The 10,860-nt window shown below is 57.4% G+C and carries 15 protein-coding genes and 1 tRNA gene; 6 read left to right on the top strand and 10 right to left on the bottom strand.

Annotation, left to right across the window (positions count from 1 at the left end; translation table 11 throughout):
- Positions 1 to 12 precede the first annotated feature (12 nt).
- The 4 genes from LJX92_RS15415 to murB are packed head-to-tail and all read left to right on the top strand — an operon-like array spanning position 13 to position 2,439.
- The gene (locus tag LJX92_RS15415) at positions 13 to 198 is read left to right on the top strand and encodes a Trm112 family protein (protein WP_003174668.1); all 186 of its coding nucleotides are present in this window, start codon (positions 13 to 15) and stop codon (positions 196 to 198) included.
- On the top strand, positions 195 to 959 hold the full coding sequence (gene kdsB, locus LJX92_RS15410; protein WP_032880648.1) for a 3-deoxy-manno-octulosonate cytidylyltransferase: 765 nt from the start codon (positions 195 to 197) through the stop codon (positions 957 to 959). Before LJX92_RS15415 ends, kdsB begins: the two co-directional genes overlap by 4 nt.
- Entirely contained in the window at positions 959 to 1,423 is a 465-nt protein-coding gene (locus LJX92_RS15405) for a low molecular weight protein-tyrosine-phosphatase (RefSeq protein ID WP_078821648.1), read from the top strand. The genes kdsB and LJX92_RS15405 overlap by 1 nt, the downstream gene beginning before the upstream one ends.
- On the top strand, positions 1,420 to 2,439 hold the full coding sequence (murB, locus tag LJX92_RS15400) for a UDP-N-acetylmuramate dehydrogenase (RefSeq protein WP_228308571.1): 1,020 nt from the start codon (positions 1,420 to 1,422) through the stop codon (positions 2,437 to 2,439). The genes LJX92_RS15405 and murB overlap by 4 nt, the downstream gene beginning before the upstream one ends.
- A gap of 69 nt (positions 2,440 to 2,508) precedes the next feature.
- Here the strand turns inward: murB and LJX92_RS15395 are convergent, their stop codons facing one another.
- Positions 2,509 to 3,180, bottom strand: a complete 672-nt coding sequence (locus LJX92_RS15395) for a Bax inhibitor-1/YccA family protein (RefSeq protein ID WP_003192030.1) — start codon at positions 3,178 to 3,180, stop codon at positions 2,509 to 2,511.
- Between the two features lie 152 nt (positions 3,181 to 3,332).
- Between LJX92_RS15395 and LJX92_RS15390 the strand changes: the two genes are divergently transcribed.
- Positions 3,333 to 3,423, top strand: a tRNA-Ser gene (locus LJX92_RS15390).
- Positions 3,424 to 3,539: 116 nt separating this feature from the next.
- On the opposite strand, the gene LJX92_RS15385 is transcribed toward LJX92_RS15390, so the two are convergent.
- The 6 genes from LJX92_RS15385 to LJX92_RS15360 are packed head-to-tail and all read right to left on the bottom strand — an operon-like array spanning position 3,540 to position 6,240.
- On the bottom strand, positions 3,540 to 4,589 hold the full coding sequence (locus LJX92_RS15385) for a tyrosine-type recombinase/integrase (RefSeq protein WP_228308570.1): 1,050 nt from the start codon (positions 4,587 to 4,589) through the stop codon (positions 3,540 to 3,542).
- 1 nt (position 4,590) lies between these two features.
- Positions 4,591 to 4,833, bottom strand: coding sequence for a DUF4224 domain-containing protein (locus LJX92_RS15380; protein WP_060773012.1), 243 nt, complete (start codon positions 4,831 to 4,833; stop codon positions 4,591 to 4,593).
- A gap of 2 nt (positions 4,834 to 4,835) precedes the next feature.
- A complete protein-coding gene (locus tag LJX92_RS15375) occupies positions 4,836 to 5,057 on the bottom strand; it encodes a hypothetical protein (protein ID WP_228308569.1) in 222 nt (73 codons plus the stop codon).
- 41 nt (positions 5,058 to 5,098) lie between these two features.
- Positions 5,099 to 5,530: a hypothetical protein gene (locus LJX92_RS15370; RefSeq protein WP_228308568.1), complete on the bottom strand. Its 432-nt coding sequence runs from the start codon at positions 5,528 to 5,530 to the stop codon at positions 5,099 to 5,101.
- A 49-nt stretch (positions 5,531 to 5,579) separates the two neighbouring features.
- The gene (locus tag LJX92_RS15365; RefSeq protein ID WP_228308567.1) at positions 5,580 to 6,002 is read right to left on the bottom strand and encodes a hypothetical protein; all 423 of its coding nucleotides are present in this window, start codon (positions 6,000 to 6,002) and stop codon (positions 5,580 to 5,582) included.
- 49 nt (positions 6,003 to 6,051) lie between these two features.
- Positions 6,052 to 6,240, bottom strand: coding sequence for a hypothetical protein (locus LJX92_RS15360; protein WP_228308566.1), 189 nt, complete (start codon positions 6,238 to 6,240; stop codon positions 6,052 to 6,054).
- A gap of 144 nt (positions 6,241 to 6,384) precedes the next feature.
- Between LJX92_RS15360 and LJX92_RS15355 the strand changes: the two genes are divergently transcribed.
- The gene (locus LJX92_RS15355) at positions 6,385 to 7,188 is read left to right on the top strand and encodes a hypothetical protein (RefSeq protein WP_228308565.1); all 804 of its coding nucleotides are present in this window, start codon (positions 6,385 to 6,387) and stop codon (positions 7,186 to 7,188) included.
- A 13-nt stretch (positions 7,189 to 7,201) separates the two neighbouring features.
- Here the strand turns inward: LJX92_RS15355 and LJX92_RS15350 are convergent, their stop codons facing one another.
- The 3 genes from LJX92_RS15350 to LJX92_RS15340 all read right to left on the bottom strand — a co-directional run bounded on the left by LJX92_RS15350 (position 7,202) and on the right by LJX92_RS15340 (position 10,440).
- A complete protein-coding gene (locus tag LJX92_RS15350) occupies positions 7,202 to 7,531 on the bottom strand; it encodes a DUF4406 domain-containing protein (protein WP_228308564.1) in 330 nt (109 codons plus the stop codon).
- On the bottom strand, positions 7,528 to 8,124 hold the full coding sequence (locus LJX92_RS15345; protein ID WP_228308563.1) for a hypothetical protein: 597 nt from the start codon (positions 8,122 to 8,124) through the stop codon (positions 7,528 to 7,530). Before LJX92_RS15345 ends, LJX92_RS15350 begins: the two co-directional genes overlap by 4 nt.
- Positions 8,125 to 8,379: 255 nt before the next feature.
- Entirely contained in the window at positions 8,380 to 10,440 is a 2,061-nt protein-coding gene (locus LJX92_RS15340) for a DNA cytosine methyltransferase (protein WP_228308562.1), read from the bottom strand.
- Positions 10,441 to 10,860: the final 420 nt, after the last annotated feature.

Here is a 10,860-nt window from a genome sequence, read left to right as displayed (position 1 = left end):
CAGGAATCACTCATGGACACCAAACTGCTCGACATCCTCGCTTGCCCGATCTGCAAAGGCCCGCTCAAGCTCAGCGCCGACAAAACCGAGCTGATCAGCAAAGGTGCCGGCCTGGCTTACCCGATACGTGATGGCATCCCGGTGATGCTTGAAAGCGAAGCCCGTACCCTGACCACCGATGAGCGCCTGGATAAATGACCACCGCCTTTACCGTCGTCATTCCCTCGCGCTATGCCTCGACGCGCCTGCCGGGCAAACCGCTGCAAATGATCGGCACCAAGCCGATGATCCAGCTGGTGTGGGAACAAGCGTGCAAGAGCAGCGCCGAGCGGGTAGTGGTGGCCACCGATGACCCGCGTATCATCGAGGCGTGCAAAGGGTTCGGTGCCGAAGCCGTCCTGACCCGCGAAGACCATAACTCCGGCACTGATCGTCTGGCCGAGGTGGCGACCAAGCTTGGCCTGGCGCCCGACGCCATCGTGGTCAACGTGCAAGGTGACGAGCCATTGATACCGCCGGGTGTCATCGACCAGGTCGCCGCCAACCTCGCGGCCCATGGCGAGGCGCGTATGGCGACCCTGGCCGAACCGATCGAAGACATCGAGACGCTGTTCAACCCGAACGTGGTGAAAGTGGTCAGCGACATCAACGGCCTGGCACTGACCTTCAGTCGCTCTACCTTGCCGTGGGCGCGGGATGCCTTTGCCAGGAGTCGCGACGTGTTGCCGGAAGGCGTGCCGTATCGCCGCCATATCGGCATCTACGCCTACCGCGCGGGTTTCCTGCATGATTTTGTCAGCTGGGGCCCGTGCTGGCTGGAAAACACCGAATCCCTCGAACAACTGCGTGCCCTGTGGCACGGCGTGCGCATCCATGTGGGCGATGCGTTGGAAGCGCCGCCGGCGGGTGTCGACACTCAGGAAGATCTCGAACGCGTCCGTCGCCTGCTGGGCGCCTGATGGAAGTTCTGTTTGTATGCCTGGGCAATATCTGCCGCTCGCCAACCGCTGAAGGCGTCCTGCGCCATAAATTGCGCGAGGCGGGCTTGGCCGGCCAGATCGAGGTGGCGTCTGCCGGCACCGGTGAATGGCATATCGGCAACCCGCCGGACCAGCGCAGCCAGCGTGCGGCACTGGGGCGTGGTTACGACCTGTCATCCCAGCGTGCCCAGCAGGTTAGCCGCGCCGACTTTGCGCGCTATGACCTGATCCTGGCCATGGACCACAGCAACCTGCGCAACCTCAAGGCCATGCAGCCGGGTCAGGGCAAGGCGGAACTGGACTTGTTCCTGCGCCGCTTTGACGGCGAAGTGGACGAAGTGCCAGACCCTTACTACGAAGGTGAACAAGGTTTCGAACGGGTCCTGGACCTGATCGAGCGCGCCTGTGATTTATTGGTGATCGAATTGAAGGGGCGGTTATGACCTTGCAAGTGCTTGCGCAGGTATCGCTCAAGCCATTCAACAGCTTCGGCATTGATGTGCGCGCTCAATTATTCGCCGAGGCCCACAGCGATGCCGAGGTTCGCGAGGCCATTGCCTATGCTGCTGCACACGCGGTGCCGTTGCTGGTGATCGGTGGCGGCAGCAATTTGCTATTGACCCAGGATGTCCCGGCGTTGGTGTTGCGCATGGCAACAGAAGGCATTCGCGTGCTGCACGACGATGGCGTGCACGTGCTGGTCGAAGCAGAAGCGGGCGAAGCCTGGCACCCGTTCGTTTTGTGGACCCTTGAACACGGCTTCTGCGGCCTGGAAAACCTCAGCCTGATCCCCGGCACCGTCGGCGCCGCACCCATGCAGAACATCGGGGCCTATGGCGTGGAGATCAAGGATGTCTTCGCTGGCCTCACCGCCCTGGATCGCCAGACAGGCGAACTGCGGGATTTCAGCCTGGACGAATGCAACTTTGCTTACCGTGACAGCCTGTTCAAGCATGAAGTCGGGCGGTGGTTGATCCTGCGGGTACGCTTTGCCCTCAGCCGCACCAATCACCTGAAACTCGACTACGGCCCGGTGCAACAGCGCCTGACCGCGCAGGGCATCACCCACGCTACACCAAGCGATGTGAGCCGGGCGATTTGCAGCATTCGCCGCGAGAAACTGCCGGACCCGGCAGAGTTGGGCAATGCCGGCAGCTTCTTCAAGAACCCACTGGTGTCCCAGGCCCTCGCTGCCGAACTGCAAAGCCAATACCCGGACTTGGTCGCATACCCTCAGGCCGACGGGCAAATGAAACTCGCCGCCGGCTGGCTGATCGACAAGGCAGGGTGGAAGGGCTTTCGAGACGGCGATGCGGGGGTACACAAGATGCAGGCGCTGGTGCTGGTCAACTACGGCGCAGCCACAGGGCGCGAGATTGCCAACCTGGCGCTACGTATCCAGCAGGATATCTTCAAGCGTTTCAAGGTTGAGCTGGAGATGGAACCCAACCAGTACTGATCTTTCAGGCCTGGAAATGAAAATGCCCCGTATCTTGCGATACGGGGCATTTTTTATTGCGCTGGTTGATCAGTCGTCGCGGCTCATGATGCCGAAGATCTGCAACAGGCTGATAAACAGGTTGTAGATCGATACATACAGGCTGATGGTGGCCATGATGTAGTTACGCTCACCACCGTGGATGATGGCGCTGGTCTGGAACAGGATGCACACCGAGGAAAACAGCACAAAACCTGCGCTGATCGCCAGTTGCAGGCCGCTGATCTGGAAGAACATGCTGGCCACCACCGCCGCCAGCAACACGAAGAAGCCTGCGGTGATGAAGCCACCCAGGAAGCTCATGTCCTTACGGCTGATCAGCACGTAGGCCGACAGGCCACCAAATACCAGCGCCGTCATGGCAAACGCCGAACTGACCACTTCCGCACCGCCGGCCATGCCGAGGTAACGGTTGAGGATCGGGCCGAGGATAAAGCCCATGAAACCGGTCAAGGCAAACGCCGACACCAGGCCCCAGGCCGAATCGCGCAGCTTGTTGGTCAGGAAGAACAGACCATAGAAGCCGATCAGCACGACAAAGATATTCGGATAACCAACGCGCATCTGTTGGGCCACATACGCCATCACGCCGCTGAATGCGAGCGTCAAGGCGAGCAAGCCGTACGTATTGCGCAACACGCGGCTGACTTCAAGCTGCTCAGCCTGCGCGTTGCCATTCACTGCGTAATTCTGTTCGCGCATGGCGACACTCCTTCAGTTTTGAAACGTTCAGTCGCAAAGATCATAACAGACGCTCTGTAACAAGCGATGCAGAGAGTTTGACAGTGTGTTTCATTCGGGTATTATGGCGCCCGCTGACACGGGATGGGCTACTATAATCCTGTGATGCACAAGGGAAATTGGCAGAGTGGTTGAATGCACCGGTCTTGAAAACCGGCGAACGTTAATAGCGTTCCCAGGGTTCGAATCCCTGGTTTCCCGCCAAGATTTAAACGAAAGCCCCGCGATTGCGGGGCTTTTGTGTTTCTGGGGTTTGAGAATGTTTCTTCTGCTTTCGGCGGGAGTTCCGAAACTTTTGGGTAGGAGTTCCGAAACTTTGCCTATTTGGACGGTTTCGCGGTGGCGCCAATCCTCCTGTAAACCCGCTTTGTGATCTCCTGTTTGCTGTGTCCCAGCAGCAGGCTGGCATCCCCGATATCGATGATTTCCGATGCAGCCTTCGGCCGGATGTCGCGGAACTGAAACCCTCCAATCTTGGCCGCGAGCAGCGGGTCGCCTTGTTCGATGGCGTTCTGCTGGGCTTTTTCCCGAGCCTTGTCCCAGCGCAAGCGCAACATCCCCTTCGTCATTCGCTTTCCATTCCTGTTGATCAACAGGTACTTAGATGAATGACCGACATTCCTTTCGCCAATCTCCCTGACCAATCTCCCCAAGCTGTTTTCCCCGGCTTCCGTACGCATCAGGATTCGAAGCTTCTGGCCAGTCTTGCCCTGCGTTACCAGGAAGTAGTCACCCTCTGTATCGTCGCTGCGCATGATCAGCACGTCAGCAGGCCGCTGTCCGGTCAAATAGGCCAGGTCCATGGCCTCCTTGAGTTCTTGTTCGGCAACCGCGTAGACGGCATCCCAAACAGCCGCGTTGGCGTAGTAATCACGCGGCACCTCCTTGTTCTTCCTGATGCCCTGGCAAGGGTTCTCCCGCTCCGTGAGGCCCCACTCCCTGGCCATGTTGAAAACGTGGGACAGGAGCGCGATCTCGCGGTTGGCACGAACCTTCGCTGAGCGGGCATCACGGTAACCGGCGATGTTGAACGGCGTAATTGAATCGATGGGCGCCTCATCAAACGTAGGACGAAGCTGTTTCAGTTCGGCCATGTTGTCCTTCTGGGTCCGCTCCCCCTTTTTTGGGATGACGTCGCGCACGTACCGGTCGAAGATGCCCTTCATCGTTGTGAGGTCGGCAGGTTTTTCTTTGGCCTCCATTTCGGCCCACTTCAGCCGGGCTTTGCTCAGGTCTGTTCCAAGCGGAATCTCTTTTCCCGCTGAGTCACGGTAGTAGTAGCCGATCCAGATCTTGCCATTCTTCCTTGGGCGCTTACGGCGCACCATTCCTGGTGGCAAGTCCCTGTTTTCCGTGTTCCGAGGGCGCATATCAGTTCACTCTGGAGAAGTCAGGCGTCCAAGCCGGTCGCGGCGGCGACGGGTTTGGATCAGCAATTGTGGCGTTGACCATGCCCAGCTTCATGCGGGCGAACATCCGACCAACCAGTGGCCGGCCGCCGCGGCTCTCGACGTACACCCAGTTGCGATCCTTGAGCCATTTGCGCTGATCACATCGACGCTTGTAACCGGTAAGGTCGGCGAGCTCATCGTCCGACAGTATTTCAGCCTGCATATCTAGCTCCCGCCGCCCAGGGTGGGCCGTGCTGTCTTAATGATGTGGATGGCCAGGCCGAAGGTGATCAGCAGCCAGGCGCATGTGCCGGCGAATGCGTAGAGCAGTGCCTCGGTGGTGCCGGCGTCCAGCAGGCCGAGCCCGAGCCAGCCGAACCAGCCGATGGTTCCTGCCAGGTACAGAAAAGCGCCCAGCAGTATCAGGGTGAGTTTCATAGCGAACATGGGGTGTCCTTGCCGCGCTGGGCGGCAGAAGGTGGGCTGGGTTATTCGTCGTCGTAGTCAGGATCTTCATCATCGCCATGGCTGACGCTGATGGGCAGTTTGCCAAGGCGATCCATTGCCAGGACGAGCCCGATGCGCAAGCCCTTGGCCATATCTTTTGTCAGGGTGATGTCGACTGGATCATCGGTGCCCAGGGAAAGGGTCGTGCCTTCTTTGGAGTTGTCCGTAAGGATCTGCAGTTGATCGGTCTGCCGTTTATGCCAGGCAAGCAGCGCTTCGATCATCTCGCCGACATCCTGCGGCGCTCCTACTGAGCCCTCCAGCGCGCCTTTGACGATCTTCTCCAGCTCCAATTTTTCATCTTCGGCGCGCTCGAGCTGGTCGTCGTCGGCAAACGGACCGCCCACCATTGACCAACTGCTGGCGAATACCTGGGCTTGTTCCATGATGGCTTTAACAGTTTTCTCAGACATGCGAATACCTCGCCCGCCGCTCACCGGCAGGCATGTAGGGGGATTGGGGTTAGGCTGTTGCGGTGTGGAAGCCGCGAATGGTCAAGGTTTCGTCAACCTCCTTCACGACTTTGTACTGAAGGCTCAAAGACCACTGGGTGGCCAGGTTGAAATAGTCCCAGTACCGAACAACCCACCCGACCATCTCTTTGTGTCGTGGGCCAGCGGTTGTTCCGTAAATTCCACAGGCGCCCAGGTAGGCCACGAACTCATCAATGTTTGTGTACGGGAGAATGTCGTGGTCTTCGATATCAAGCATTCGCTCGAACAGTTCTGCCATCGCGATCAGGTTTTCCCGGAAGTATTGGCAGGTTATGAAGTGCTTTTTGTAGAGAGCCCAAACCTTGAGCGTGATGCCGCCGGCCTGGAATGCGGGGTAGGCTTCATCGTCTGGTTTCAAGTTGTCTGGGTCAAAAGCGATCTTGATGATCATGGCCTCGGCCCCTTGTAGATGAAGACGTAGGCGAACCAGAGGGTGGCGATCATGGCTTCACCTTGATATCGACATCGTCGTGAATCCATTCGATATCGAGTAGGTCATCGTCGTCGATCTGCATTTCCCGATGGTCATTGCTTGTCAGCAGCTCCTCCACTTCATCGTCATCGACGTTCTCAATGACCTTTCGGAAGTTCACGACTGCCTTGCCGGTGAGCACGACTGTTCTTTTCATGGGCGAGTTCGTCCTTGCCGCTATAGCGGCTGACTTTGAAGGGGGACTGATGTTCGTTGTTTGTGGAAATTTCTTGAATACATGTAGGCAAAATGCCAGCCTTAGCTATTCTGAATAGGACGGTGGATAAGTAGGGGTGGGTTAATGAAAGCCGCATTGGGATTAGTGGTCGTGTTATTGCTGTTTGTTGCATTTTTTTTGCTTATTAGTCTTGAGTATCCCTCCGCTTCACATGCGGCACTGGTTACATTTTGGGATGAAATGAAGTGGAATTTATTGACGCTTGTAATTGATGTGTTTGTTGTAGTTATAGGAGTGTCCTACATACTTGAGGTGCGGGATGATAAAAAATGGGAGCCTGCTCGTAGATTGGTATCAGAAAACGGGACTCTCGCCATTGCCTGGATGACGCATGCAGGTTATCACTGCTTCAAAACGGAAGGTGTAAGTCCGGAGCACCAACACACTCAGATGCGTTTAATTTTCTTAAAAAAATTCATTGCTCACATTCAGAGATTTGAGGAGTCAATACATCTTTGTAATGCCGGCCTTGGTAAAGACCTAATGCCTTTAGCGACAGAGGCGGTTTGGAAAATGAAACAAGTGGTTCCTATTTTTAATTATTTACTTTTTGCTAAAGATACACAGTCTGCCAATGAAGCGGTTTTGTACGAGGTGCCAAAGCTTCTCATTTCGGAGGTATGCGAGCTTGGAAGCCGCTTGGGGCAATTGTTTGACACAAAATTGGAATCATGGATGGTTGTAGACTCCGAGCAGGCAGTTGATTCAATGTTGGACTTTATTGCAAGGCATCATCATATATACCAGCAAGGTGAGCTTCCACGCGGAGTTAAATATAATTTGTTACATGTGTATGACGCGAATATGTTAAGGACTGTTGTGGGAGGAGACGGTATATCGCAAGTCAAATTGTTCACTGAAAATTGATCTTGTCGTTTGGTTAGTTAAATATTGTCGAGTCGTATAGTGATATCAATGCCAGATCATGGGCATTCACTATAGGCACGCCTAGCTCGCGGGCAATGTGCACTTCGAGTCGAGCACCCTTTGAGTTCTCCCAACCGGGCAGGGTGGCCACGGTGTAGCAGTCCATCAGGGCGGCAATGTCGCGGCGTATACAGTCGGTCCAGGTGCCGCCTTCTGGGTTTATCTCGGCGGGGTTGGTGACTGTGTGGCCGCTGGCGCGGAGGCTGGCGGTCATGCTGTGGAAGTTGGGGAAGTTCAGCCCGGGCAAGCCGCTCATGGGGCCGCTGAGGTAGATGCGCTTCATGCTTCCTCCTTCGGCGTGTAGGTCAGCGTGCCGTCGAGGATCGCTTCCTTGATAGCGTTGAACTCCCAGGCGTAATACTGGGATTCGACATAAACCCTCATGCCCTCGCGGTAGTCGTGCTTCTTGCGCTTGATGAAGGCTTCCGCGGCCGCGTGGGTGAAGTGGGCGTTGACGTATACCCAGCGGTCGTCCCAGCCCGTGACGGTGTGGTCCGGTAGTTCGCCGAGCAAATACCACTGATCCGACTCGTCGGCCTTCATAAATTGGCACTCAGACCAAGCCTGCATTTTTTTATTCAGCTGGCTTTTCTGGTAGCGGGACAGGCCGTCCCAATACTCTTTGACCGAATATGCAGCCGATTCGCCGCTGTCCCAATACACCACGCGTTGTTCGGTGTAGTCCATGTCCAGACCGCAGACGATGCGCCGAGCTTCGACGATGAATATCGCATCGCGAGTGCAGTGATCATGGACACGTTTACCGTTGCAGTCGTAGCGCAGGCGGTTCACGAAGTCGGCCCAGGTAGCAGCGTCGAGGCCGAGGCCGGTTGCCAGGCTCGGCACGGGCTCAGCGATTTTGTTTTCTGTAGGCACGGGGAGTCCTTGCCGGGCCATGCCCGGGCGGTGGAGTGGGGGAGTTGGAAAAAACCCAAGAGGAAGGGTGGGCCGAGCTTTGAATTAATTGGGCACTTATAGACTACGAAGCCATATCGTTGGCTTTGAGTCTTCATAGGAAGCTCAAAATGAAACAGCTTATTGAAAACCTGATTTTCCAGGTCCTGATTGAACTGCTTGGTCAGATGCTCATGCGTCTGGCGGAGTGGATGGCGGCAGTGCCGTGGTTATGAGTTATGCCGCAGCCGACTGCCGCTGTTCGGCACGCCATGGATCATTGGCTCTCGCCAGTGCTGCCATCGGCGGCGGGCTGACGCTGTTGCCGCACATATGAACCTGCTGTGTCTTGGTGAACGGTTTGCCGTCGGCGCCGTGGCTGATGATGTAGTCGGCCGGGAAGCCCTGGGCCTTGTACAGCTCGGACGGCTTCAGCATCCGCAGGCAGATATCGACGATCACGTAGGGCGTTCCCTTCACCATGACGGTGACCATTGCCAGACGGTCCTTTGTGGTGATCGTCGGCGCCGGCGAGTCACAGGCGCTGATGTTCTCGGTTCCGTAGTAGCTGATCAGGAACGCCGCGACCCGCAGGGCCCCGGCTTCATGCTCAGGCGAGAGCGTGAGTGACACCAGCGAACTCTTGCCACCGCCGCCGGCGGTAATCGTCGGTGCCGGATCATCCAGGCCCTGGCCAACACTGGCGCCGAATGCCCGCTCCATGAATGCGCTGACCAGCCCGTGGTGCTGGCCGCCCGCGCTGACGGTGTGCAGCGGGTCATTGACGTCCCGCGCATCGCAGTTGCCGCGCAAGTGCACCAGGTTCGCGACTGCCAGTTGCTGCTGGCTGCCGGTGTTGGTCACCGTGGTCATGGGTTCGTGCATGCCCTTGGCGTGCGTGGTGTTGAATCCCCCATTGGCCTGGATCATCACCGCTGCGCTGACGGATTGCCCGCCGCCGCTGGCAGTGACAGTGCCGATCGGCCCGCAGATGTCGTTCACCCCGTGGGAACGGCGCTTGTTTGCCCCAGAGCCCTCGCCGTGCCCGGCCTGGACGATGCAGGCGGAAGCCAGTGCGTGCTTGACGCCCCCGGCGACAACCGTCCCCAGCGGCTGATCCAGACCCGGCACCCGTAGCTCTTGCCCTGCGCGCTCGCCGTATCCCGACTGAATCAGCGTTGGGCTGATCAGCGTCAGCTCACCGCGATTCGCGCAAGTCACCGTGGGCAAAGGATCAAGCGGGTCATTGATACGATCGCTGCCCTGATGCGTTGCCGGTGCGATGATTGGGCTCACCACCGAGAAGGCGCCGCCCTTTGGGTAGGAGGTGATGGTGCGCAGCGGCTCGTCGGCAGACTGCACCGTCTCGCCCGACCAGTTGGCAATCGGCACAATGAACGGCGCCGCGCTGTCGATGACGAACTTTTTCATGCCCTTGGCAACACGGCGCAGTGTGGCCGGGGCCAGGTCTTTCTTGCGGCCGAATATGCTTTTGCCCAGGTCGCTGAAGTCGATGCAGTCGGCGGCTGTTTTCCACTTCAACTGGCCCTTGGCGGGGTTCTTGGCGTGGGTTGGCTCCGGCCATACGATCGGCTGACCGTCGCACCGGGCGATCATGAACAGGCGTTCCCGGCTGGTCGGCGCGCCGAAGTCGCAGGCTTTGATGACTTTCCACTCAACGACATAGCCCATGCCTTCCAGCAAGTCGACGAAGCGGCGCCAGGTGCGGCCACGCTGCTTTGGGTCTGGGATCAGGAACTGCTGACCAACCGGCACCACCTCGCCAGGTGCCGCGATATTGCCGTCAAGCTTCACTACTCGTCCGGTGACCTTGTCGCGCTTGGCGATCAGGCGGCCCCACTGCAGGATCTGCTTCACGTTCTCCAGGCTGATGACCCGGGGCCGCTTCTTGCCTCCCCACTTCAAGCCGATCCACGACAGGTTGCGGATCTCGCGCTTGCGCGGCTGGCCTCCAGCAGCCTGACTGTGGTGGGTGCAATCCGGCGACATGTGGAACCAGCCCACGGCTTTGCCGCCACATTCGATGTCCGGGTCACCATCGAACACGTCGGTGGTGAAGTGCGTGGCGCCTGGGTGGTTGACGGTGTGCATACTGATCGCCTGCGGGCTGTGGTTCTTCGCCACGTTCACTGTGCGGCCCAGGCCCATTTCCAACCCGGTACCGGCGCCGCCACCACCACAGAAGAAGTCGACAACGATCTCATCGTCCTGAGGGTTGAAGCCGAGTCCGTATTGGGTTTTGAAATCGAAGGGGTGTTTCTTCTGTTGTGCGGACATAGGGGATCCTCGCCGGCTGGCGTGATTCGTTAATTGGATTGATGATCTGCACTCAGCAAAAACCTGATGGTGACTGCGGTGAGTATGTAAATTGATGTAGTAGAGATACGTCTGATAGGTGATGAGGTCGTGCGGATGATTAGTCGGCCTGCTGATGCGCTCGGAGCCAGAGTTCGCTTGGGTTCTTAAGCTGATCGCTGACCTAGCGCAGTTGTGAGTGTTAACATGAAGCCGCGGGCCTTAGAGGCAGACTAGGTGCGCTGAACCTTGAAATAGATAACGTTTTTTGCTTAAGTCCAAGTGTTTGAGGTTGGGGGCAGGCATCTCTAAAATAATTGTCCGTCGGGAAAATGAGGTTTTGCCGATTTATTCAATATAGGGGTTGAATCTATGTATACGGGGATAGTGCAGGGCACTGGA

This window comes from Pseudomonas sp. HN8-3 (genome assembly GCF_020790195.1).
Taxonomy (GTDB): Bacteria; Pseudomonadota; Gammaproteobacteria; order Pseudomonadales; family Pseudomonadaceae; genus Aquipseudomonas; species Aquipseudomonas synxantha_A.
This window is presented reverse-complemented; position numbering and strand designations above follow the sequence as displayed.